The organism is Streptomyces odontomachi (assembly GCF_024435355.1).
Taxonomy (GTDB): Bacteria; Actinomycetota; Actinomycetes; order Streptomycetales; family Streptomycetaceae; genus Streptomyces; species Streptomyces odontomachi.
This window is the reverse complement of sequence record NZ_JAMJWG010000029.1, coordinates 57,696-79,775: the sequence shown is the minus strand read 5'-3', so window position 1 is coordinate 79,775 and position 22,080 is coordinate 57,696. Positions and strand designations below refer to the sequence as shown.

The 22,080-nt window shown below is 71.0% G+C and carries 19 protein-coding genes and 3 pseudogenes; 8 read left to right on the top strand and 14 right to left on the bottom strand.

Annotated elements, in window-relative coordinates:
- Positions 1 to 215: 215 nt before the first annotated feature.
- From NQO67_RS38410 to NQO67_RS38390, 5 genes are all read right to left on the bottom strand, one after another.
- Complete coding sequence (locus NQO67_RS38410) at positions 216 to 1,205, bottom strand: LacI family DNA-binding transcriptional regulator (protein ID WP_255955154.1); 990 nt, start codon at positions 1,203 to 1,205, stop codon at positions 216 to 218.
- A 286-nt stretch (positions 1,206 to 1,491) separates the two neighbouring features.
- Positions 1,492 to 2,502, bottom strand: coding sequence for a cellulase family glycosylhydrolase (locus NQO67_RS38405; RefSeq protein ID WP_255955126.1), 1,011 nt, complete (start codon positions 2,500 to 2,502; stop codon positions 1,492 to 1,494).
- A 581-nt stretch (positions 2,503 to 3,083) separates the two neighbouring features.
- Positions 3,084 to 3,725, bottom strand: a complete 642-nt coding sequence (locus NQO67_RS38400) for a COG4315 family predicted lipoprotein (protein WP_255955125.1) — start codon at positions 3,723 to 3,725, stop codon at positions 3,084 to 3,086.
- Between the two features lie 171 nt (positions 3,726 to 3,896).
- Positions 3,897 to 5,138 carry a phospholipase D-like domain-containing protein gene (locus NQO67_RS38395; RefSeq protein ID WP_255955124.1) on the bottom strand — a complete coding sequence of 414 codons (1,242 nt, stop codon included), beginning with the start codon at positions 5,136 to 5,138 and terminating at the stop codon, positions 3,897 to 3,899.
- Between the two features lie 166 nt (positions 5,139 to 5,304).
- Positions 5,305 to 6,075, bottom strand: coding sequence for a bestrophin-like domain (locus NQO67_RS38390; protein ID WP_255955123.1), 771 nt, complete (start codon positions 6,073 to 6,075; stop codon positions 5,305 to 5,307).
- Between the two features lie 1,078 nt (positions 6,076 to 7,153).
- On the opposite strand from NQO67_RS38390, the gene NQO67_RS38385 reads away from it, so the two are divergent.
- Positions 7,154 to 7,930, top strand: coding sequence for an SAM-dependent methyltransferase (locus tag NQO67_RS38385; protein WP_255955122.1), 777 nt, complete (start codon positions 7,154 to 7,156; stop codon positions 7,928 to 7,930).
- Between the two features lie 33 nt (positions 7,931 to 7,963).
- Here NQO67_RS38385 and NQO67_RS38380 read toward each other — a convergent pair whose 3' ends face one another.
- The 3 genes and pseudogenes from NQO67_RS38380 to NQO67_RS44705 form a co-directional block, all read right to left on the bottom strand.
- Entirely contained in the window at positions 7,964 to 8,989 is a 1,026-nt protein-coding gene (locus tag NQO67_RS38380) for a zinc-dependent alcohol dehydrogenase family protein (protein WP_255955153.1), read from the bottom strand.
- Between the two features lie 185 nt (positions 8,990 to 9,174).
- Positions 9,175 to 9,597 carry a hypothetical protein gene (locus NQO67_RS38375; RefSeq protein ID WP_255955121.1) on the bottom strand — a complete coding sequence of 141 codons (423 nt, stop codon included), beginning with the start codon at positions 9,595 to 9,597 and terminating at the stop codon, positions 9,175 to 9,177.
- Positions 9,598 to 9,709: 112 nt separating this feature from the next.
- Positions 9,710 to 9,958, bottom strand: a pseudogene (locus NQO67_RS44705) (DUF6882 domain-containing protein); the annotation flags it as partial.
- A gap of 231 nt (positions 9,959 to 10,189) precedes the next feature.
- Here NQO67_RS44705 and NQO67_RS38370 point away from each other — a divergent pair.
- Both NQO67_RS38370 and NQO67_RS38365 read left to right on the top strand, forming a co-directional pair.
- On the top strand, positions 10,190 to 10,843 hold the full coding sequence (locus tag NQO67_RS38370) for a dihydrofolate reductase family protein (RefSeq protein ID WP_255955120.1): 654 nt from the start codon (positions 10,190 to 10,192) through the stop codon (positions 10,841 to 10,843).
- Between the two features lie 172 nt (positions 10,844 to 11,015).
- Positions 11,016 to 11,669, top strand: coding sequence for a dienelactone hydrolase family protein (locus NQO67_RS38365; protein ID WP_374119269.1), 654 nt, complete (start codon positions 11,016 to 11,018; stop codon positions 11,667 to 11,669).
- 79 nt (positions 11,670 to 11,748) lie between these two features.
- Here NQO67_RS38365 and NQO67_RS38360 read toward each other — a convergent pair whose 3' ends face one another.
- The 5 genes and pseudogenes from NQO67_RS38360 to NQO67_RS38340 form a co-directional block, all read right to left on the bottom strand.
- The gene (locus NQO67_RS38360; protein ID WP_255955119.1) at positions 11,749 to 12,429 is read right to left on the bottom strand and encodes a DedA family protein; all 681 of its coding nucleotides are present in this window, start codon (positions 12,427 to 12,429) and stop codon (positions 11,749 to 11,751) included.
- 188 nt (positions 12,430 to 12,617) lie between these two features.
- A pseudogene (locus tag NQO67_RS38355) lies at positions 12,618 to 12,893 on the bottom strand (hypothetical protein); the annotation flags it as partial.
- Between the two features lie 6 nt (positions 12,894 to 12,899).
- Positions 12,900 to 13,796 (bottom strand): RpnC/YadD family protein, encoded by an 897-nt coding sequence (locus tag NQO67_RS38350; protein ID WP_255955118.1) that lies wholly within the window; start codon positions 13,794 to 13,796, stop codon positions 12,900 to 12,902.
- Between the two features lie 496 nt (positions 13,797 to 14,292).
- A complete protein-coding gene (locus NQO67_RS38345; protein WP_255955117.1) occupies positions 14,293 to 14,760 on the bottom strand; it encodes a VOC family protein in 468 nt (155 codons plus the stop codon).
- Positions 14,761 to 14,817: 57 nt separating this feature from the next.
- Positions 14,818 to 15,528 (bottom strand): phytoene desaturase family protein, encoded by a 711-nt coding sequence (locus tag NQO67_RS38340; protein WP_255955116.1) that lies wholly within the window; start codon positions 15,526 to 15,528, stop codon positions 14,818 to 14,820.
- A 537-nt stretch (positions 15,529 to 16,065) separates the two neighbouring features.
- Here NQO67_RS38340 and NQO67_RS38335 point away from each other — a divergent pair.
- Together NQO67_RS38335 and NQO67_RS38330 are read left to right on the top strand one after the other, a co-directional pair.
- A complete protein-coding gene (locus NQO67_RS38335; RefSeq protein WP_255955114.1) occupies positions 16,066 to 17,256 on the top strand; it encodes an NAD(P)/FAD-dependent oxidoreductase in 1,191 nt (396 codons plus the stop codon).
- 10 nt (positions 17,257 to 17,266) lie between these two features.
- Complete coding sequence (locus NQO67_RS38330; protein ID WP_255955113.1) at positions 17,267 to 18,205, top strand: sigma-70 family RNA polymerase sigma factor; 939 nt, start codon at positions 17,267 to 17,269, stop codon at positions 18,203 to 18,205.
- Positions 18,206 to 18,238: 33 nt separating this feature from the next.
- Here NQO67_RS38330 and NQO67_RS44700 read toward each other — a convergent pair.
- Positions 18,239 to 18,319, bottom strand: a pseudogene (locus NQO67_RS44700) (IS5/IS1182 family transposase); the annotation flags it as partial.
- 307 nt (positions 18,320 to 18,626) lie between these two features.
- On the opposite strand from NQO67_RS44700, the gene NQO67_RS38325 reads away from it, so the two are divergent.
- From NQO67_RS38325 to NQO67_RS38315, 3 genes are all read left to right on the top strand, one after another.
- Positions 18,627 to 19,910, top strand: a complete 1,284-nt coding sequence (locus NQO67_RS38325) for a Tim44 domain-containing protein (RefSeq protein ID WP_255955112.1) — start codon at positions 18,627 to 18,629, stop codon at positions 19,908 to 19,910.
- A gap of 237 nt (positions 19,911 to 20,147) precedes the next feature.
- Entirely contained in the window at positions 20,148 to 20,927 is a 780-nt protein-coding gene (locus tag NQO67_RS38320) for a GH25 family lysozyme (RefSeq protein WP_255955111.1), read from the top strand.
- Between the two features lie 175 nt (positions 20,928 to 21,102).
- The gene (locus NQO67_RS38315; protein WP_255955110.1) at positions 21,103 to 21,942 is read left to right on the top strand and encodes a phosphotransferase enzyme family protein; all 840 of its coding nucleotides are present in this window, start codon (positions 21,103 to 21,105) and stop codon (positions 21,940 to 21,942) included.
- Positions 21,943 to 22,080: the final 138 nt, after the last annotated feature.

The window sequence follows — 22,080 nt, the reverse complement described above, 5'->3', positions numbered from 1 at the left end:
GTACATACCCCCGCGACACCGACCCACCCACCCCACCGAACGCGGCCCTTCGGCACCCCGGGACAAGGGGACACCGCACCGCCCCCTACCCTCTGCGGACGGGGGCACCCCAACCCAACCCCTCTGTGGGCAGTCGTTCCGCAGGGCGGAACGGGTGGGCACAGACCACGACGCACGGTCACGTGCAACGGCACCGGGCCCCCCGGACGACCGACCTAACCACCCGGTGGTGCGGCGGTACTGGCCCGCACCACCAACCGCGGCGCCACCAACGACGTCCCCCGCTCCGCCACCCCGTTACGAATCTGCCGCAACACACTCTCCACGCACCGCCGCCCCACCTCCGTGAAGTCCTGACGCACGGTGGTCAGCGGCGGCGCAAAGGACGCCGCCTCGGGAATGTCGTCGAACCCGACAACGCTCACGTCCTGCGGCACACGACGACCGCACTCGTGCAGCGCGCGCAGCACCCCGAGCGCCATCTGGTCGTTGGCGGCGAAAACGGCCGTACACTGCGGATCGCAAGCGATCCGCAGCCCCGCATGGTAGCCGGACTCCGCCGACCAGTCCCCCCGCAGCAGCCGCGGCACCGGCCGCCCCGCTTCGGCCAGCGCGGTGCGCCAACTGCTCACCCGCCCCTCGGCCGAGAAGGAGTCCTCCGGCCCCGCCACATGCCACACCGTGTGGTGCCCCAGCCCGAGCAGGTGGTCCACGGCCGCCCTGGCACCGCCGACCTGATCGGTGTCGACGACGCAGTACCGGTCACCGGCGTTGGAGTCGACGACGACCACCTGCGCATGCGGTGGCAACGTCACCGTGGCGGAGTCCAGCAGGTGCACCTCCATGACGATCACGATGCCGTCCACCGCGAGTTCGCCGAGCCGGGTGAAGGCGCCGCGCACCTCGTCACGGGTGGGCACGGTCACCGGCAGCAGCGTGGTGGCGTACCCCTCCCGCGCCGCCGACAGGGCGATCGCTTCCAGCGTGCGCATGTTGCCTGTCGTGGACATGTTGAAGAGGATCACGCCGAGGGTGCGGAACTCGCCGCGCTTCAGCGCCCGGGCCGCGCTGTTGGGCCGGTAGCCCAGCTCCTTCATCGCCGCCAGCACCTGCTGCCGGGTCGACTCCAGCACTCCTGGGAAGCCGTTGGACACCCGCGAGACGGTCTGGGCGGAGACCCCGGCCAGCCGGGCGACGTCCGTCATGGACGCCCTGCGGGCCTGCCGGGCACGGGGGACGGGGGAGGCGTCCGTACCGGCCTGCCCGTGCGGTCCGGCCGTGCCGTCGGGGTGCTCCGTGGCAGCGATGTCGTCCACTTCGGTCGGGTACCTCACAGCCGCAGGTGTCGACCGGGTCACCCGGCCACCGGAAGTCTGACATGTGCGGCTTCCGCCGGCGACCGTCGGGCCGGTCCCCCACGTCCCGCGTGCGGGCCCGTCACGCACGGCGCGCGACGGGCCCGGGGCGACGGGGAACGCCCGCCCGAGCAGGTCAGATCCCCCAGGAGAACCTCAACTGGTCCCGTCCGGTGGAGTTCGTCGTGGTGAGCGAGATGTCGGTCCCGCTGCCGTTGATGGTCTGGATCCGGTAGGTGTCATTGGGGCGCACGCCCGGCCAGTAGACCGTGCCGAGGCCGAGCGCCCGCGATTCGGACGACACACCGCGGATGAACGCCACGAAGTCGTCCTGGTTGTCGGCGTCCACGTCGTAGTTCCTGCCGTCGGTCATCGGCGCGCCCCATTCGGTGACGATGACCCGGCTCGCGTAGCTGCCGATGCTGTTGCCCAGGTCGTCCTTCCAGGCCTGCTTGGTGTGCAGGCTGTTGTTGAAGAACTGGTAGGTGTGGCGCGAGATCAGGCAGCCGTCGAACCTGCTGTCGCTGCCGATGGTGGTCAGCCGCTGGTTGTAGCCGGCACCGCTGATGATGACCCGGCCGCGCGGCACGCCCGAGTAGTTGCCGAGCCACTGCGCCGCCAGGTTCTTCCAGTCGCTGTCGCTGTAGCCGTGCGGCTCGTTGAACGGCTCGAAGTAGACGTTGCCGTTGCCGCTGTACTTGTTGACGATGGTCTGCCACATCGACCAGTACTGCGAGGTGTTGTCCACCTTGCCGTCCCGGGAGCTGTCGCCCTCCCAGTAGCTCAGGATGACCTTCATTCCCTTGCTGGTGGCCTTGTCGATCGCTCCGGTGTAGGAGTTCCAGTACGAGCCGGAGACGGTCGCGTAGTTCACGGGCATGCGGACGGTGTTGGCGCCCAGGTTGTTCTGGAAGCCGCTGAGGATCTTGTCCGCCTTCGTCTGGGTGGTGGCGTAGCTGTCCGAGGTGCTGAGCCCGCCCAGCACGAGGACCCCGTCGACGAAGTTGTCGCGCTCGTCGGCCCAGTTGACGCCGCGGAAGTCATTCGTCGCGGCGTGCGCGGGCGTGGTGTCGACGGTCCAGCCGAGGGCGAGCACCATCGAGGCGGCGAGCAGGGTGGTGAGGGAGTGTCTGATCTGCCTGGTCATGGCCTTTTCACCTTCCTGGCATACGGATACGAACGGGTCGTTGCAGGCCGCGCCGGGCGGGGCAGGACGGTCACCTGGCCCGACCCCGACCCGACGCGGGACGGTTCGGGGCGGTTCCGGGCCGTCGGCGCCGGTGAGCGGGGGCGCCGGTGAGCCGAGGGGTGCCGGTCGGGCCTCGTGCCGGCCACGGCTGCCGCAGGGCGGCGTACGGGGAGCCGGCGACGTCGTGCGCGGGATGCGGTCGAGTCGACCGCGGCGGTGCGTGGTTCCGGGGTGGCGCGGACGAGCGGGGCGGACCTCGGCCGGGGTCCTGCTGCGGGTCCCTGCGTCCGGTCGCGGCCGGGCCGCTGAACACGGGCGCGTAGGCGGCGACGTTCGCAGGTGACCGGCGGCTCCGCTCGGTCAGAGTGTTAACGCAACCATTACGGTAGGACCGGGAGGGCGGGGTGCGTCAAGGGGCCGGACGGGACTCGTGTTTGCGTAAACGCGACAAGACGGGTCGGACGCACCGAACCGCCGGGCACAGCGGTCGGCCCGGACCGCGAGCGGCCCGGGCCGAGGTGTCGTGCGATGGGGCGGGCTCAGTAGCCGTAACCGCCGGTGGCGCCGGCGCCAGGTCCGTCGGCACCGCCACCGTGGTCGTCACCCGTGTCGCCGTCGTCATCGCTTCCGGACGCGTTCGACGCCTTCTTGACCGCGTGCCCCGAGGCGTCGAGGGCGTACCAGATCTTGTCGATCCCCTGCCCCTTGACGTCCCCCGCGGCCTTGTCGTCGGCGTAGTAGTACAACGGGTGCCCCGCGTACGTCGCCTGGGTCCTGCTCCCCACCTTCGTGGTGTCGACGAGACCGTCGTCGACGCCGGAGCCGGCCCTGGGCTTGCCCTGCACCGGCGGCCACTCCTTCAGGCATGCCGCGTCACAGCGCATCGCGTTGGTGTTGGCGCGGTCCTCGGTGAACAGGTACACCGTGCGGCCTTTGCCGTCCACGAGGACGGTGCCGAGCGAGGTTCCGGCGGTCTTGAGGGTGGTCGAATCCATGGCACCGGCACCGCTGCCGCCACCTGACGTGCTCCCGGCCTGGTCATGGCGGCCGTCACTGCTGCTGCCACTTGAGCTGCCCGAGCCGTCCGATCCCCCCGAGCCGTCCGAGCCGCAGCCCGCGAGGGTGAGTGCCGCGACGATGGCCGCGCCGGCCACCGCGAGTGTCCTGTCATTGTGCCGCATGGGAACTCCTTGTCCCGTCCCGTCTCTCTGTAGGGGGTACGGGCGGGAGGCGGCGTATGTTCAGGCGCGCACACCGTGGCGCGGGACCGGCCCACGGGGCCTGGTGGGCTGTACGCCGCCGTCGCGCGTACGGCCCACCGGCCGCGGGTCAGCTCCCGGTCTCGCGGGTGGTCACGAGCTCTCGGTCTTGCAGATGGTCACGTTGTCGCTGGTTCCGGGCACGGCGGCGGCGCGTGCGGCCTGGAAGTTCGACTCGAACGCCGCGTAGACCGAGGCGTTGGTGATCCGCAGCATCGCCTCGTCGTTGTTCCGTAGCGCCGGGCCGCTGAAGTTGTGGCTGCCGGTCCACATCACCTTCTGCACCACGTCCGCGTACATGCCGCTGATCAGCATGTTCTTGGAGTGCACGATGCGGTTGGGGGTGCTGCTGTCCGCGTCGTTGTCGTGCTGGTAGCACCGGTTGGTGAGGCCGGTGGAGTGCAGCACGGGCCAGGTACCGGAGTCGGTCTCGCTGTACACGATGTCGACCACGCACCCGGCCGCACCCAGGCTCTTCAGCTTGTCCGCCACCGCCTGCCGGGTGATCTTCAGCATCGCGATGTGGATGCTGGTCTGGTGGGCGCCCGAGGCATCGGAGTAGCGGCAGGTGACGTTGTCGAGCGCGTTGACGATGGTGTCGCTCGACTCGGTGCTCCCGGCGCGCGGGAAGAAGTAGTACTTGTACTCGCCCGCGTTGCCGTACGTGTAGGACCAGGAGCCACGGCTCTCGGCCTGGAGTTTGTTGAAGTACCCGACGTACCCGTTGTACAGGTCGGCGTTGCCGGCCACGGTCACCGAGCTGTTCCAGTACTTGCTGTAGTTCGACGGCGTCAGGTTGGACGTCAGCTGGGCCACCACGTTCGTCTGGGCTCCGCCGCCGACGCTGCTCGCCAGCAGCCACTTGTTGTGGTTGATGCCGGTGCCGGCCGGCCCGAGGCAGGAGCTGCCCGAGGTGCACAGCTTCACCCACGAGGCGGTGCCGGTGGAGGTGCCGAGCGCGGCCTTGAGGATGTTGTAGGAGGACGGGTAGTCGAGGGTGCTGTGGTCCAGCACCAGCCGGACGTTGACCCCACGGTCCTTGGCGGCCACCAGGTCGTTCGCCAGGCCGTCGTCCCACAGGTGGTACATCGCGACCCGGATGATCGAGCCGCTGTCGGCGTTGGCGACGATGGTCTGCACCTGGGTACGGATGGCCTGCTGCTCGGCGGTGCTCCCGGTCGGCTTGTTGAAGACGGCCCCGGTCGGCACGGTGGCGGTGGTGGCGGCCTGCGCGGAGCCTCCGGCCGGTATCAGCATGCCGGCCAGCACCGCCGCGGTGCCGGCCAGCAGGCCGGTCAGGCGTCTTATCTGGGCGCGTATCCGTAACGTGGTCATGGAGCTCCCGTCTTGGCGACACATCTGCCGACATCCGCCGGCCTGCCTGTTCCGGGAGCGAGCTTATGTGTGCATGACACGTTCACACAGCGGAACGACGCCCTCCGGAGGGGCCTGCCGCCGGGCCCGCGGAGCCCCTCCCCCGGCCGCCGCCTCCGCCGTCGCCTCAGCCGCCTTTCGTCACCCCGGGGAAGAGTGCGGTGAACGGCCCCGTGGCATCGCCCACCGCCCGTCCGAAGGGCTCGTCGAAGTCCCAGACCAGGAACAGCAGGAAGACCATGAGGGCGCAGAACATCACCGACAGGAACAGCTCACGGGGGGAACGGCGGATCTGAAGGGTGAAGACCAGGCCGATCACCAGGACCGCGCCGAGCACCAGGCCGCCCCAGACCACCGGGGGCATGGTCGGGCCCGCGTTCTGCTCCCGGGTATGGCGTGCCGCGTCCGCGGCGGCGACCCCGTCCACCATCGGCTGGTAGGCCAGCGTCTGGAGATCGGTGTGCGGGGTGGCCTGGGTGACGTCGTGCCGCAACGTGTTCAGCAGGGTGGTGCCGCGCCCGGTGAGCTGCCCGTGGTCGATCATGCCGCGCCACTCCTGGTCCACGGCGTAGTGCACATAGGCGTTGACGTCGGACCGGATGTGGTCGCGCACCGGCTTCGGGTAGACCGCGGCCCGCTCGCTCACCTCGTGCAGCGCCTGCGCCTCGACCTGTACGCCGTCCTGGGCGGCGCCGCGCGCCTCCCAGACCCCGGCGATCGCCAGACCCAGCACGATCGCGTAGATCACGCCGATCATCATGATCATGTAGTCGAGCACGTCCGGCGTCTCGCTGGGGTCGTCGTCCTCGCCGAGCCGGCGGGCGTTGAGCACCGCGAGCAGCACCACGATCGCGCAGACCGCCAGCGTGAGAAGGGTCAGGATCAGCCAGACGGGCATGGGCAACCTCCGGTACGGGACGGTGGTGCGGCGTCGGCCGCGCCGGCGACGGGGCATCGGCGACGGCGACGGCGACGGCGACGGGCTTCGGCCAAGGGTTTTGGCGAGCGGCGTCAGCCGCCTGCACGACCCGCCGCCGCGGAGCGCGAGCGGGGGCGGAGTGCGGCGGCCGCGAAGATGGCGGGCGCGACGATCAGCAGGGTGAAGGTGACCACGGAGGTTCCCGTGGGAGACGCATGGCGCGGGGCCGTGTGGTGCAGGCGGCGCAGGTCCAAGGGGCTGGGACCGGGCGACGGGGGCGGTGAGGCGCCCGGCGGAGGTGCCTGCGTCCTGGAGGGCGCGGGCGACAGCGGGGGCGCGGAGTGCCCGGGCGAGGGTGCGGGGGTGGCTGCGGGGGGCCGCGAAGGGGTCGGTGACGGGGTGGGGGTGGGCGACGGGGTCGGCGTGGCGCTGGGCGGCGGCGTCGGGGTCTGCGTGGGTGGAGGGGGCGGGGGGTGGTGGGCCGGACAGTGCGCGTGGTGTCCCCCGCTGCCGCCCAGGCCGGTCCGCACGACGATGCACAGGCAGCGGCCCAGCACGACGGGGATACAGACGACCACCCCCACGCCCACGCCCACCCCGGCATCCGGCGCATCGGCGGTGGCACCGACCCCGGCCGCCGGCGGTGGCGCGGTCGGCACGGCGGACGCGTCGCCCGCGCCCCGGTCCACCGCCGATGCCGCCCCCGCTGCCACGGTCCCCGTCGAAGCGAGCAGAAGGACCCCGAGCAGGACCCATGAACGCCACACACGCTGCCCTCGGTTCACAAGGAACATCGTCGGCTGATCAGGCCATCGCCAGTCGCGCGAACCCGTCAGTTCGCTCCATCGGGTGAAACATGTGAAGGATTCTGCACGAGGAGTGAGCGAGCGGTAAGGGCGAGAGTCCGCCACCCAACGGCCGTCACCCCGCGGCCGGTTACTCACCCTTCACCAGCCCGCCACCACGAACTCCCCCGCCGAACAGGCCCGGTGATAACTTGAGCTGGCGTGGTTCCGTCCGCTTCCGCGCAGGGCCGAAAGAGGTGGCTGGCGGCACAATGGAGACCGATTTCCCGCACATCGACACCAGCAAGCCGCACCCGGCTCGGGTGTACGACTATCTCCTCGGCGGCAAGGACAACTACCTCGTCGACCGCCAGCTGGCCGAGCAACTTCCCGAACACACCAAGCGCGGCTGCCAGCTGAACCGCTCGTTCATGCACCGCGCAGCCGCCTGGTCGGCCCGGCTCGGCACCACCCAGTTCCTGGACATCGGCACCGGCATCCCGACCCCGCCCAACCTGCACCAGGTCGTCCAGGAGATCCACCCGTCCGCCCGTGTCGTCTACGCCGACAACGACCCGCTCGTGATGCGGCACGCCCAGGCCCTGATGTTCAGCACCCCCGACGGCGCCACCGACTACGTGGAGACGGACGTCCGCGAGCCCGAGCGGATCCTCGAACACGCCCAGGACTTCCTGGACTTCAGCCGTCCCGTCGCGCTGTCCCTGATCGCCCTGATGCACTTCATCGTCGAGGAGGACGACCCGTACGGCATCGTGCGCACCCTCGTCGACGCGCTCGCCCCCGGCAGCCATCTGATCCTCACGCACGGCACCTACGACTTCCACCCGGAGATCGAGGAAGAGTTCAACCGGACCTACCGCGGCGGCGGCATGCCCCTGCAACTGCGCACCCGCGCCCAGGTCGAGCGCTTCTTCGACGGACTCGACCTGGTGGAGCCCGGAGTGGTCGAGGCCTGCCGCTGGTACCGGGACACACCGCCGCCACCGTACGAGAAGAACATGCTGTACGTCGGGGTGGCACAGGTCTGAGCGCACCCGGACGCGTCGGCCGCGGCGCAGTCGCTACCGCGGCATCCTCAGGACCGCCGCGCCCCTGACCCGGCCCGCGGCCAGGTCGTCCAGGGCGCGGTCGGCGTGGTCGAAGTCGTAGCGGGTGAGGGTGGGCCGCAGGTGGTGTGCGGCGGCCGTGGCGAGGAACTCCCGGCCGTCACGGCGGGTGTTGGCGGTGACGCTGCGCACCGTGCGCTCGCGGAAGAGATGGGCCTCGTAGTTCAACGGCGGGACGTCCGTCAGATGGATGCCGGCGATGCTCAGCGTCCCACCGCTGTCCAACGCCTCCAGCGCCACCGGGACCAGCGTCCCCACCGGCGCGAACAGGATCGCCGCATCCAGTGGCTCGGGTGACCGGGCGGCCGGGTCCGACGCCGACGCGGCACCGAGCTCCAGGGCGAGCGCCTGCGCGTCCGGGGACCGGGTGAAGACATGCACCTGCGCGCCCTCGGCGAGGGCGACCTGCGCGGTGAGGTGTGCGGAACCCCCGAAGCCGAAGATGCCGAGCCGGCCGCCCGCGGGGAGCTCGGCGCGGCGCAGCGCCCGGTAGCCGATGATCCCCGCGCACAGCAACGGGGTCAGCTCCTCGTCGGAGTACCCCTCGGGCAGGCGGTAGGCATACGGCGCGGGCACGGTGGCGTACTGCGCGTAGCCGCCGTGCCGGTGCCATCCGGTGTAGACGGACGAGGGGCACAGGTTCTCCTGCCCGCGGGTGCAGTACCGGCACGCACCGCACGTGCTGCGCAGCCACGGGATCCCGACCCGGGTGCCGACCGGCTGCCCGGTGGCCTCCCCGCCGCTGTCCTCGCCACCGGTGACCTCGCCACCGGTGGCGACGACCTCGCCGACCGCCTCGTGGCCGGGCACCACCCGCTCCCGCTGGGGAGGCAGGTCGCCGTCGCGCACATGCAGGTCCGTCCGGCACACCCCGCAGGCCCGCACCCTGACCAGCAGCTCGCCGGCCGAGGGCACCGGCACGGGCAGCTCCACCAGCTCGACGGTCCCGGTGCGGGCGCCGGTGACCACCCAGGCCCGCATGGACGAGGGCACCTGGGCATGCGGCTCGGCATCCACCTGCGCCACCTCCCTCGACCAGGCGCGGCCCCCTTCTCTCCAGGTTCCCACCCGGTCCACGGGACCCCCCCGCGTCACCCTCGTCCCCCCTCGCTCTCCCTCACTACTGCGGCATGAACGCCGTCACTACTGCGGCATGAACGCCGTCACTACTGCGGCATGAACGCCATGCCCGGCCGGGCGTCGACGATCGTGCCGTCCGGGGCGAGGTGGACCCGGACCTCGTAGAGCCCCGTCATGCCGCTGAGGAAGTCGGGCATGCCGTAGTGGTTGACCTGCATGCCGTAGTGCTCGAAGTAGGCCGTCGCCGCCGTGCGCATGGTCTCGGCGCGGGTCCGGGGCGGGACGATCCCGGTGAGCCAGCTGGCGCCGGCGTGGATGTCCCGGGCGGCGCTTTCCGGGTCGGTGCCGGGCTGCGGCAGACGGTCGTCCGAGACCACCAGGAACTGGTTGCCGAGCGAGGTGAACGCGCCTCCGGCGACGACGGCCGCGGTACGGGCCAGCAGGACCGCGACGGTCTCGGGCTTGGGGTAGCGGGTCAGGGCGAGCCGGGGCTCGGACAGGACGGGCACCGGGGCGGCCGGGTCTGCGCCCTGGGCGGTTGCCTCCTGGCGGACGGCGTCCAGGAACGCGTTCCGTACGTCGTCCGTGCCGTCCGCCCAGGCGAACCAGCCCTCGTCGAGGCGGTGCGCCGGCGGTCCGCTCGTCGGCCCAGGCCCACCGCCAGGTGCCCGCGGAGTCCAGGGTGCCGAGCAGATGGGCCCGCAGGGGCCCGACGGGGCATTCGACGCGCGGCTCGGACCGGTCGACGGCGGGTGCGTCGAGCGGGACCAGTTCCTGGAAGAGGTCGTGCTGCTCGACGGACCAGAGGATCAGGGGGCGAGCGAAGTCAACAGGGCATCGCTGAAAGGGGCGTTCGTCGTCATGTGGCACATGTCCCGGTCGATGGTCAACGGAAGCGTGCCGCGCAGGGTAACAACTGCCTCCACGTCAGCCCGTGTTGCCGGCGGTGGCCTCGCTCCCGGGGCGCTGGACAGGTCGCCGTCGTACGGCAGAACGTGTCATGCGACGCGCATCGCGATCCTCCGTGGTTCCATGCGTCCGTCGCCATATCCACCCCGGCGGTCAGCGCCGGTCCGGCGCCTGAACAAGGAGGCACCCATCATGTCCCGCGTACGGGTCCACAACTTCGCCGTCTCGCTCGACGGCTACAGCACCGGCGAGGGGCAGAGCCTCGAAGCTCCGTTCGGCCACGCCGGCGGGCGGCTCATGGACTGGTTCTTCCACACCCGCACGTTCCGCGGCATGCACGGCGAGGATGGCGGTGGCACCGGCGTCGACGAGGCGCTCGCCGGCACCTGGGCGGACGGGATCGGCGCGGAGATCATGGGCCGGAACAAGTTCGGCCCGCAGCGTGGCCCCTGGGAGAACCACGACTGGACGGGGTGGTGGGGCCCGGATCCGGTGTTCCACACGCCCGTGTTCGTGCTGACGCACCACCCTCGCCCGTCGGTGGAGATGGAGGGCGGCACCACGTTCCACTTCATCGACGCCACGCCCGAGGAGGCGCTGCGCCAGGCGCGTGAGGCGGCGAACGGCCTCGACGTCCGCATCGGCGGCGGCCCGACCACGGTCCGCCAGTTCCTGGCCGCCGACCTGATCGACCGCATGCACATCGTCGTCGTCCCGATCGTCCTGGGCCGCGGCGAACGGCTGTGGGACGGCCTCGAAGGCATCGAGCAGCGGTTCCGGATCGAGTCCGTGACGACACCGTCCGGAGTCACGCACATGATCTTCGAACGGAACCGGGAGGAGTGAGGGGCGGCGGCGACACGAGGGGCGGGGCGCCACCGCATCGGGCTGCATGACGGGCCGCGTGCCGGCTACCCGTCGGAGGACGGCGGCGACGGACGCGGCCCATGGCGTGTACGCGGCTGTGGTCGTGCACGCGGCCGTGGTCGCCCGGAGGGAGGCGGTGACGGTGACGGCGCTGACCGAAGCGGTCTCGGTCCCGGTCGACGGGGCCTCGATCGCCGGTGATCTGGTGGTCCCGCCCGGGGCGGGGCTCGTCGTGCTGTTCGCCCACGGGAGCGGCAGCTCACGGCACAGTCCGCGCAATAGGGCGGTGGCCGCGGCCCTCCAGGAGGCGGGCCTGGGCACCCTCCTCATGGACCTGCTCACCGAGGACGAAGAACGCGTGGACATGGTCACCGGGGAGCACCGGTTCGACATCCCTTTGCTGGGAGACCGCCTGGTCAAGGCCATCGACTGGCTCGGGGAGCACCCCGGCGCCGCCGACCTCCCGGTGGGACTCTTCGGGGCCAGCACCGGGGCTGCGGCGGCCCTGGTGGCGGCCGGCGGCCGCCCGGGGCGGATCCGGTCCGTGGTGTCACGCGGCGGACGCCCCGACCTGGCCGACGAGGCGCTGGGACGGGTACGGGCACCGGTCCTGCTGATCATCGGCGGCGACGACCAGCAGGTGCTGCGCCTCAACGAGGCGGCGGCCGGGCTGCTCACCGCGCCGCACCAGATCTACGTCGTCCCCGGCGCCACGCACCTCTTCGAGGAACCCGGCGCCCTCGACGAGGTGGCCGCGGCGGCACGCGAGTGGTTCCTGGGGGTGGAGCGGCAGGGCGGACGGTAGCCCCGGCCTCCTTGCCCCGCGCCTGGGGCGAGGTCCTTCGGGGCCGGCATCGTCCGTCTGCGGTGGTGGCTCACTGCCGTCAGCGGTCGTCGTTCTGCCCGTCACCACTGTCTTGACGGTCTTCGTGGCTCTGCCGGTGCCTACGGCGGGTGCGGTGGACACGGCGGGCGATGAGGGCCGCCACGATCACCCCGGTGGCGATGAGCAGGCCCAGCTCCGACTTCTCGATGGCCGGGTAGAGGCTGCCGATGTGCTGGCCGGCCAGATATCCCAGGGCGACCCAGGTTCCCACCCAGAGGGCGGCCCCGAGCGCGTTGTAGAACAGGAAGCGGGGCCACGCCAGGTGGGCCATGCCCGCGATGATCCCGTTCGCCTGGCGCATTCCCTCGATGAAGCGCGCGGCCAGGATCACCTTCCCGCCGTGGCGGGTGAAGAACGACTCGGCGCGGGCCATCCGCTCGGGGGTCAGGAAGACGTAGCGGCCGAAGCGCTCGACGAGGCGGCGGCCACCCGTCCGGCCGATGAGGTAGCCGATGTTGTCCCCGACGACGGCCGCACACCAGGCGATGCACGCCACCCCGAAGACGTTCAGCCGGCCGGCTCCCGCGTAGACCGAGGCGACGATCAGCACCGTCTCGCCCGGCAGCGGGATCCCGAAGTCCTCCGCGCAGATCAGCCCGCCGACGGCCAGGTAGCCCCAACGGTCGAGGAGCGGGGCGAGCCCGGCCAGGACGCCGGGGAGGGGCGGCGGCATCGCCATGCGGTTGCCTCCTCCCCGCGGGGCCGGCCCGGGTGACCGGCGGTGCGCCCGAGTCCGGTACCTCTGCGGCACGGGTGGCAAACCCGTGGGTGCCGCTCCGACCGTGCGGGCCTGGGACGGCACGGGTCCCCGCCCGGGTGACGACGGGGACCCGCGGTCCGTGTGACCAGGCCACGGTGCCTCTCGCCTCAGTCGCCCTGGAAGATCTCTTCCGCAGAGGACACGGTGACGGCACGGACCAGCCAGCGACGGAGGACGTCATCGTCAACGCACTCCATGACGCGCGTGCGGACCGCATCCGACACGGACAGGCCTCGCTGCTCCAGAACGAGCAGGATGCTCTCCGCATGGCCCTCCGCACGGCCCTTGGCACGGCCTGCCGCACGGCCTTCCTCGCGACCCTCGTCGCGGATCTCCTCCGAAAGCCACGACTTGTAGAAAGAGAGGTCCACAGCCACCAGATTCCCCTCTCAGTCGCCCTGGAAGATCTCTTCCGCAGAGGACACGGTGACGGCACGGACCAGCCAGCGACGGAGGACGTCATCGTCAACGCACTCCATGACGCGCGTGCGGACCGCATCCGACACGGACAGGCCTCGCTGCTCCAGAACGAGCAGGATGCTCTCCGCACGGCCCTTGGCACGGCCTGCCGCACGGCCTTCCTCGCGACCCTCGTCGCGGATCTCCTCCGAAAGCCACGACTTGTAGAAAGAGAGGTCCACAGCCACCAGATTCCTCCAGATGTGCTTGGCCGGGCGGTTGCCCAGCCCCTGAGCGGTGAGTTCGACGATGGGGTCTGCTACGTCTTCGGGAATGCCCCGCAGCGCGGTGGACAGGGCCTTCAGTATGGCACCGATGTCCGGGTTCGCCGCGTGCGTGATCGCCGACAGGGTGGCCAGGGCCAGGTCGGCGCGGGCCTCGTCCGGGTCGGTGATGAGCGGCATGTTGTGCGGTCCCGCCACGACCGGGCTGAGCGTCAGCGTGGGCAACCCGGATGGCCCACTGGACACCGACCGCTGCGCCCACCGGGCCGTCGCATGGTCCTGGCACACCACCAGCAACGCGGTGGGCAGCCGGTACTTCGTCCACAGGTACGAGACGTAGTACGCCCAGCTGGCGGGCTTGGCGGCGTCCTGCTTTCCCTGGGCTTCGACGGCCAGCAGGAAGGCGTCCCGCTCCGCGCTCTCCAGGCGTAAGAGGGTGTCGACCCGGCGTTCCACGGCGCTGGTCTCGGTGAGGTCCGTGGGCATCACGGTCACCTTGTCGGGTGCGGGGACGGCGATCCCGAGCACCTCGGAGACTCGGGTGAAGAGCCCGGGGTCGTGCTGGAAGATGCGGTGCATCGCCTCGTGAGGCGGACTGACCATGGCGCGTTCCTTGCTTTTTCCGGTGTTTCTGGTGTTTCTGGTGTTTCTGGTTTCTCGGTGGTTTCTCGGTGGTTTCTCGGTGTGGCCCCTACATGTGCGGGTGGTTCCAGGCGCCTCCCGCGTGCAGCCGGACGAGACGGGCGCCGCGCGGCGTGGACGACAGCCGAACGCTGAAGTTCGGGACGCCCGGGCCGAGTTGAGCTTGAACCGCGGACTCGGCAATTCCCCGGTTCGCATCACTCAGCGTGCCTGATCGTATGCACAGTGAAGCGTAACAGCGGGGTTGGATACGGTGATTGTCCGGGACTTGTCCTGTGCTGTCCGGGCTGTCCGGGCAGTGGGTACGGGTAGGGCCTCGTGCTACGACGCGGTACTGGAGGGGCACGGATGCCGGTGAACGGTGCGGCGGAACGACCCACTGGCGAAACGGACGAGGCCATCACCCGGATTGCCGCCCCGGGCTCTGCACAACGGCCGGGCCCGGGCTCCGCTGGTGTCACGCCCCCGCGCCGGGGAGATTCTCCGAGAGCTCGATGATGGTGCCCCAGGGGTCGCGGAAGAAGGCCAGGCGGCGGCTGATCTGCTCGATCTCGAATGGTTCGCCGAGCACGTCGACACCGCGGCGGACCAGCTCGACCCGGGTGTCGTCGACGCTGTCGACGGCCATGCAGACGTGGTGGTAGCCGCCGTGCCGCAGGCTCTCGCCCAGGTCGTCGGGGACCTCCCGGGGCAAGGAGACGGGGCCCGCCAGCAGTTCCAGGTGGAAGGCGTCGTCGTCCGGCAGGCTCAGGTAGGCCAGCTTCATGTCGGCGTACGGCCACTCGTGCAGTACCCGGAAGTCCAGTTTCCCGGTGTACCAATCCTTCGCGGCGTCGTAGTCGGGGACGCGGATGGCCGCGTGGTGGCCGCGGAAGGACGCGAAGGGGCTCGACGGCGTCCTCGGGGGGTTGGCCGGCATCGGCATGGCGGACTCCTTGAGCGGTTCGGTCGGACCGGTCGGCGAATCGAGGGGCGCATCGGGTCAGGCTGCCGCGATCAGTGCCCGCGCGACCGCACGACCGGAGGCACCGCTGACGGCAGGACCGGGCCAGGTCGCGGCGCCGATCAGCCAGGCACCGGGCAGGAGCGTGCGGTGACCGCCACGGTGGGCGGGGATGGGACGCTGGGTGAGCGCCTGCTGGAGGGAGTTCTCGCCCGCGCCGTGGTCGCCGGGGCCGGCGTTCGGGCTCTGCGCGGCGAGGTCGGCGGGCGTGGTCAGGTGGCGTTCCAGCACGAGCCCGGACAGGCCGGGGACGTGTGCCTCGGCCTCGGCGAGCACGCGATCGGCGAACGCCTCGGCGGTTGCGGCGTCCCACCCGGCCCGCTCGCCGAGCCGGTCGAGTTCCTCGGCGAACGACCGCGGATCGACGGGAACGATCGCCGTCCGGCCGCCGGGTAGCGAGGAGGCGGTGGCCAGCGGCGCGGTGACGTACTCCAGCCCGTGACGCTCGAGGTCCGGCCCCAGTTCGGCCCAGACCGGGCCGCCGACGAAGGCCGGGTGCAGCGCCGACCAGCGGTCGTGCAGGAATCCGGGAGCGCCGAGCTCGGCCGTCTGCACCCAGCCGCCCGGCCGGGGCATCTGCTCGAAAAGGCAGACGCTGCGCCCGGCATCGAGCAGGTACGCGGCGGCGACCAGGGCGTTGTGACCAGCGCCCACGAAAACGACGTCTGCGTGAGCGGGAAAGGCGGTCATGTTCCCGACCGTAGGTGCGGTCGTGACAGGGCGCAGGCGGGGTGACCCATCGGCGCTCATTCCTCGACGATGCGTTCGCGCCGGGCGGCCTCAGCTCGCTCCTGAAACCCGCGGGGGCCGGCCCCGTCGACGATGCTTTCGCACCGGCTTGCGCGCAGCTCCATGTGCGAGCGAGCACATCGGGTGGAATAGTGGCGAGCGGTAGTTTCCTACGCGGGCGGTATGCGAGCCGCTTCAGCCGTTCGGCCTGCCGTGAGTAGGCACAGCCCACCTGCACTGAAATCCTCATTTCGCTACGAGGGACGAGGGGATCTCGATGGGGGCGTGGGAAAACGGCGCGTCATTGAGCCCTTTCCCATTGCGATGCCGATCCTTAGTCCACCATCTCTCCGTTTCGACTGCCCAACGCAGGCCCAGGCACCTGCCGGCGGCTCAGCCGCCCGTTTTAGTTCGGTGACCGGCGTCACACCCAGCTCCTGTCAGCAATCGGGGCGCCATCTCGTTCAGAGGGCACGCGAACGAGACAGGAGCAACGCCATGAAGCACCGCATCGTGGTACTCGGAGCCGGATACGCCGGGGCCTTCGCCGCCGGAAACCTGGCCCGCCGGCTCTCTCCGGCCGACACCGAGATCACCGTCGTCAACGCCGTGCCCGACTTCGTTGAGCGGATGCGGCTCCACCAACTCGCAACCGGCCAGGGCCTCACGTTCCGGAAGCTCACCGACGTATTCGCGGGCACCGGGGTGCGCCTGCGCCTGGCCCGCGTCACCGGCGTCGACCCCGAGCGCCGGACCGTCGCCGTGACCGGCGAGGACGGCGACGGCGAGGTCATGTACGACACGCTTCTCTACGCGCTCGGCAGCTCCGTAGCCCACCATGGCGTCCCGGGCGTGCCCGAGTACGCCTTCGACGTGGCCGGCCTGTCCTCGGCGCTGCGTCTGCGCGAACGCCTGGCCGAACTGGGCGCGGGCGGCGCCGTGCTGGTCGTCGGTGAGGGGCTGACCGGCATCGAGACCGCGACCGAGTTCGCCGAGTCCCGGCCTGACCTCTCGGTCGCGCTCGCCGCCCGCGGCGAGTTGGGGGCCTGGCTCTCCCCGAGGGCCCGCCGTCACCTGCGCCAAGCTTTCGAGCGGCTCGGCATCACCGTCCACGAGCACACCGGCATCGAAGCCGTCGAGCCGGCAGGGGCGATCGCCGCCGACGGCACGTCCGTCCCGGCCGACCTGACCGTGTGGGCTGCTGGTTTCGCCGTGGACCCCATCGCGGCCGGCAGCGGTCTGAAGGTCGCCGAGACCGGCCAGATCGTCGTCGACGGCAGCATGCGCTCGGTCTCACATCCGGACGTCTACGCCGCCGGTGACTGCGCCTACGCGATCGGCCACAACGGTCGGCCGCTGCCGATGTCCTGCGCCTCGGCCGGCGTCGGCAACATGCAGGCGACCGCCGCGATCATCGCGCGCCTGACGGGCAGCAAGGTCCCGACTACCGGACTGAAGTACTACGGCAATCACATCAGCCTCGGGCGGCGGGACGCGATCTTCCAGATGGTGGACGGGAACGTCCGGTCGAAGTCCTGGTACCTGGGCGGCCGGACCGCCGCGCGGCTCAAGTCGGGCGTACTCAAAGGGGCCGGGTGGGGCATCGCCCACCCGACCTTCGGCATGCCCAGGCGCAGGCACCGCCTGGCCGACTCGCTTGACGGGGCTGGTGTGGGGGCTGCCGCCTAGGCTGCTCCGCATGGACAGCGCAGCCATCGATCGGTTCGAGGCCAGCCGGGGCCGGCTGGCCTCGCTCGCGTACCGTCTGCTCGGCTCGGCCGCCGACGCCGAGGACGCCGTGCAGGACGTGTTCCTGCGCTGGCAGGCCACGGACCGGGAACGTATCGAGGTGCCTGAGGCGTGGCTGACCAAGGTCGTCACCAATCTCTGCGTCGACCGGCTCCGCTCGGCACAGGCGCGGCACGAGCGAGCGGCGGGTGTACGGCTGCCCGAGCCGCTCCTTGAGGGCGACCCGATGCTCGGTCCGGCCGATACTTTCGAGCAGCGCGAATTGGTGTCCTTGGCCGTGCTGATCCTCATGGAGCGCCTCTCGCCGGTCGAGCGGGCCGCTTATGTCCTGCGCGAGGCCTTCTCGTACCCGCACGCCGAGATCGCTGGGATCCTCGACATCACCGAGTCCGCGAGCCAGCAGCATGTCCACCGGGCGCGGCGCCGGGTCACCGCCGAGCGCCGCGGCGGCGACGAGGTGGACCCCGCGTCCGCGCGCCGGATTGTCGAGGAGTTCCTCGCCGCCGCCGTGTCGGGGCGCACCGAACGGCTGGTGGCGATGCTCACCGACGACGCGACTGCGGTCTCGGACGGCTACGGACTGGCAAGGCGGCTGCTGCGGTACGACACCCGAGAGCGCATCGCCGCCTACGTGCGGGCCGGCTTCAAGCCCACACCGGCGAAACGGCGGCTGGCCGGAGGCTCCCCCGCGTTCCACATCGCGCTGGTCAACGGCTCCCCAGCCGTCCTCGCCTTGGTGGACGACCGGGTCGTGGGTGCCGTGGCGTTCGAGGTCAGCGACGGCAAGGTCGCGTCTCTGCACGCCATCGCCGCCGCGGACCGGCTCGCGCGCCTCAACGAGGCATGGCGGCAGCACGAACCCGACGCGCCGGTCATCACCGCATGGTGACCAGCGCCACCGCAATCCAGTGACCTGAGTCGGAGCAAGGACGGCACCCTCGATGATGCCGTGGGTGCGGGCGGCCTTGATGTCGTGAACAGCGCCGGGCAGGGCAGCTGAGGCCGCCCCTCCCACTCGGCTCGCAGCCAGCCGAGTTGCGTCTCGCTGAGCGGAGGCTCAAAACCCTCGGGAAACATGAGCGTGAGTGGCGGTGGCCACCTGCTTTCGGGCCCGTGCTCTTCCACCGAAGACGCCCGCCACCTCCTCAGTACCCTGGCCGCGCCCAACACCGACCCGGCCCCCGCCGCGCCGCCGTTGCGCGCGAGGAGGTTCAGGGCGCGCGGGCGACTTGTAGGCTCTTCCGAGGTGTCGGTGAATGTCGGAGAGGACGCGGGTGCGTACCGGTCTGCGGATATGTGTGGTCGCTGGAATGCTCGCGCTTGCCAGCCCGTCGGTCGCGTACGCCCGGGGTGGCGGCGGTAGCCACGGGTTCGGCGGGAGCGGCGGGGGTGGCGGCGGGTTCCACGGGTCGACCGGCGGGGGTTTCGTCGGCGGCTACGGTTCGAGCTCTGGCGGCGGCGGGATCTTCGGCGTGCTGTTGCTCGTGGCCGTGATCGTGCTGATCGTGTGGCTGGTCAAGCGGCGGCAGAAGTCCGATCGGGAAAGCGGCCTGAACACCGGCTCGGACCGGACGGCCCACCGCAGCGACGAGCAGGCGCGCGATCGCGCCCGGCAGGTCGAGGCCCGGGTCGCCGACCTCGCCCAGACGGACGCGACCTTCGACCTCGAACCGCTCAAGCAGCGGGCCGCCTGGCTGTACACCACCGCCCAACGCGCCTGGACCGCACGTGATCACGCCACCTTGCAGCAGATCATGTCCCCGGCGCTCTACGGCAAGTGGGCCGAGGAGCTGCACCACTACGAGTCGCGCGGCGAGACCAACGTCGTGGAGATCGTCTCGGGCCCGGTGGTCGAGCTGGTCGACCTGGCCAACCGCACCGGCGAGGTGAACGACACCGTCACCTTCCGGATCAGTGCGACGCTCAACGACTACGTGGTGCGTGACCGCGGCGCGACCGCCGAGCGCAAGGACGGTTCGACCCGCCCCGTCGAGTACTGGACGCTGCGCAAGAGCCCGACCGGCGAGTGGATCGTCTCCTCGGTGGAGCAGGCGGCCGAGGGCGCCCACCACCTGACCGGCGCCGTCGAGACGGACGGCTGGGACCAGAAGGCGGTCGCCCGGGAGGCCGTGCTGGAAGTGGCCGGGAAGACCTCGGTCCGGGGCGCGGGCGACATCCTCTCGCTCACCAACCTGTCGTGGAGCGGTGACGCCGACGCCGCGGCCGGCGACCTGAGCGTGCTCGACGGACGGTTCGACAAGGCGGTCCTGGAGATCGCCGTCGAGCAGTTCATCGAGGAGTGGGTGATGAACGACGGCAGCCTCGACTTCACGTCCGTCCACACGGTCAACCGGACCGTGATGCGCGACGCAGCCGTCACGTCGATCACGGTGAGATCGCTCGTGTCGCGCAAGCCGATCGTCTTCCGCGTCACGGTCCGGGCCGAGGGCGTCTTCTACGAGGTCGACCGCCGCACCGAGCAGGTCCTCAAGGGCGACGCCCACCACCGCCGCCCGCTCAGCTTCGCCTTCGACCTGCGCCTGGACGGCCCCGAGGCTGCGGGCTGGACCGTGGTCACCGCCGACGTCGACTAGCTGGGCGGCCCGTGGATGGCGCCCGAGAAGGGGACGTGTCCGCGAGATCGTGTGGCGGGTTGCCCTTCGATGTACCGCGGGGGAATTCCGTCACCCCGGCGCCGTCTTCCGCGCCGGATGTCTACGCGCGTACATTCGGCGGCATACGTGCACGGCAGGGCAGACGTCACCCCACCCTCGGAGGCCCTTATGCACCCCGCCCGACCCCGCCCCACCTCCCGCTACCGCCGATCGTCCATGGTGCGCCCCCTCCTGGCAGCCGCCGGCGCGGTGCTCGGCTTGATGGGGCTCACCCTGGTCGCGCCCGACTCGGCCACGGCGACCCCGCAGGCGTTACCGGCCGCCACCGACCGCGGCGCCGTACGCTCCGCACACCATGGCGCCCTCGCCGAGACCACCCCCGGTCTGGAGATCGGCGGCCTCGCGCGCCCCATCGACTGGGCCGGCGCCTACGCTGCCGGCGCCCGTTTCGTGTACCTGAAGGCCACCGAGGGCACGTCGTACCAGGACCCCGACTTCCCGACCGACTCCGCCGACGCGGCCAAGGCCGGTTTCCTGCGCGGCGCCTACCACTTCGCCACGCCGAGCACGTCGACCGGTACGGCGCAGGCGGACTACTTCGTCGCGCACGGGGGCAGCTGGTCGGCGGACGGCAAGACGCTCCCGCCCCTGCTGGACATCGAGAACGGCGCGTCCAGCGCGTGCTGGGGACTCGGTCAGGCGGCCATGCGGACCTGGCTCACGGACTTCGTGGGCGAGGTGCACGCCAGGACCGGCCGGTGGCCCGTCGTCTACACGACCACCAGTTGGTGGACCCAGTGCACCGGCGACTTCGCCGGCCTCGGGACCAACGACCCGTTGTTCATCGCGCGCAACGCCACCGACCCCGGTACGTTGCCGGCCGGCTGGGCCACCTGGACGTTCTGGCAGCACCCGGAGACCGGCAGGTTCCCGGGCGACGGGGTCGACTTCAACGGCTCGCTGAGTGCGCTCCAGCGACTCGCCAATAATGGATAGTGCCGTGACCGGGATCGTTTGTACTGTTTGACGGCTGTCGGCCGTCGGTTGCCGGTTGCCGGTTGCCGGCAGTCAGCCGGCGGCTGGTGGCAGTCAGCCGGCGGCTGGTGGCAGTCAGCTGGCGGCTGGCAACCGGAGGAGCGGCGACGTTCATAGGGAGAGGGGCCACGCGACGATGCTGGCGTCAGAGGTCTCGCGTGCGGTGGCCGCGGCTTTGTCGATCGCCTCGTCACTCGGCCTGGCCGCCGACGACGCGATCGTTCTCCACAACTCGAACAGGGTGGCTCTGCGCCTGCTGCCGTGTGACGTGCTGGCCCGGGTGGCGACCGTGGCGCATCAGGCCGCACCGTTCGAAGTCGAGCTCGCCCAGCGGCTTGCCGCAGCCGGGTGCCCGGTGGCCGCACTCGAGCCCCGGGTGGAGCCGGGCGTCCACGAGCGTGACGGCTTCCTGGTCACGCTGTGGACCCACTACGAGCCCGTGGCGTCCCAAGAGGTCCCGCCGGCCGACTACGCCCGTGCGCTGGAGCGGCTGCATGCCGGCATGCGCACGCTCGACGTCCCGACGCCGCACTACACGGATCGGGTCGAGGAGGCGCAACAGCTCGTGGCGGACCCCGACCGCACCCCGGCGCTCGCCGACGCGGACCGGGAGCTGCTCGGCGACACGTTGCGAAGCCTGCGGCGAGTGATCGGCGAGCGCGGCGGCGCCGAGCAGCTGCTGCACGGCGAGCCGCACCCGGGCAACCTGCTCGGCACGAAGGACGGGCTGCTGTTCATAGACCTTGAGACGTGTTGCCGTGGGCCCGTCGAGTTCGATCTCGCGCATGCGCCCGAAGAGGTCGGCGCGCACTATCCGGGAGTCCGTCACGACGTCCTGCGCCAGTGCCGGATGCTCGTGCTGGCGATGATCACAACGTGGCGCTGGGATCGCGGCGACGAACTCCCCAACGGGCGCCAGCTGGGCAGAGAGTGGCTCGACCAGCTCCGTGCGGCACGCGATCGCCGGGCCTTGTGACACCGACGTTCACCAAAGCAACCTCATCCAAATCTCCGGCACTTCTTCCACCCGGAGATCTACGCGCGTACCGTGCGCCGTGACATGTTCACGCCAGGGCAGCAACACGTCACCCCCCACAGCCCTTGGAGGTACCCC

Excerpts from the sequence above, each read along its gene's own strand:
- NQO67_RS38405 (WP_255955126.1), bottom strand. The coding sequence starts at position 2,502 with ATGACCAGGCAGATCAGACACTCCCTCACCACCCTGCTCGCCGCCTCG.
- NQO67_RS38385 (WP_255955122.1), top strand. The coding sequence starts at position 7,154 with ATGGAGACCGATTTCCCGCACATCGACACCAGCAAGCCGCACCCGGCT.
- NQO67_RS38410 (WP_255955154.1), bottom strand. The coding sequence starts at position 1,205 with ATGACGGACGTCGCCCGGCTGGCCGGGGTCTCCGCCCAGACCGTCTCG.
- NQO67_RS38320 (WP_255955111.1), top strand. The coding sequence starts at position 20,148 with ATGGTGCGCCCCCTCCTGGCAGCCGCCGGCGCGGTGCTCGGCTTGATG.
- NQO67_RS38335 (WP_255955114.1), top strand. The coding sequence starts at position 16,066 with ATGAAGCACCGCATCGTGGTACTCGGAGCCGGATACGCCGGGGCCTTC.
- NQO67_RS38360 (WP_255955119.1), bottom strand. The coding sequence starts at position 12,429 with ATGGCGATGCCGCCGCCCCTCCCCGGCGTCCTGGCCGGGCTCGCCCCG.
- NQO67_RS38345 (WP_255955117.1), bottom strand. The coding sequence starts at position 14,760 with ATGCCGATGCCGGCCAACCCCCCGAGGACGCCGTCGAGCCCCTTCGCG.
- NQO67_RS38400 (WP_255955125.1), bottom strand. The coding sequence starts at position 3,725 with ATGCGGCACAATGACAGGACACTCGCGGTGGCCGGCGCGGCCATCGTC.
- NQO67_RS38340 (WP_255955116.1), bottom strand. The coding sequence starts at position 15,528 with ATGACCGCCTTTCCCGCTCACGCAGACGTCGTTTTCGTGGGCGCTGGT.
- NQO67_RS38315 (WP_255955110.1), top strand. The coding sequence starts at position 21,103 with ATGCTGGCGTCAGAGGTCTCGCGTGCGGTGGCCGCGGCTTTGTCGATC.
- NQO67_RS38325 (WP_255955112.1), top strand. The coding sequence starts at position 18,627 with ATGCTCGCGCTTGCCAGCCCGTCGGTCGCGTACGCCCGGGGTGGCGGC.
- NQO67_RS38350 (WP_255955118.1), bottom strand. The coding sequence starts at position 13,796 with ATGGTCAGTCCGCCTCACGAGGCGATGCACCGCATCTTCCAGCACGAC.
- NQO67_RS38370 (WP_255955120.1), top strand. The coding sequence starts at position 10,190 with ATGTCCCGCGTACGGGTCCACAACTTCGCCGTCTCGCTCGACGGCTAC.
- NQO67_RS38330 (WP_255955113.1), top strand. The coding sequence starts at position 17,267 with ATGGACAGCGCAGCCATCGATCGGTTCGAGGCCAGCCGGGGCCGGCTG.
- NQO67_RS38380 (WP_255955153.1), bottom strand. The coding sequence starts at position 8,989 with ATGCGGGCCTGGGTGGTCACCGGCGCCCGCACCGGGACCGTCGAGCTG.
- NQO67_RS38395 (WP_255955124.1), bottom strand. The coding sequence starts at position 5,138 with ATGACCACGTTACGGATACGCGCCCAGATAAGACGCCTGACCGGCCTG.
- NQO67_RS38390 (WP_255955123.1), bottom strand. The coding sequence starts at position 6,075 with ATGCCCGTCTGGCTGATCCTGACCCTTCTCACGCTGGCGGTCTGCGCG.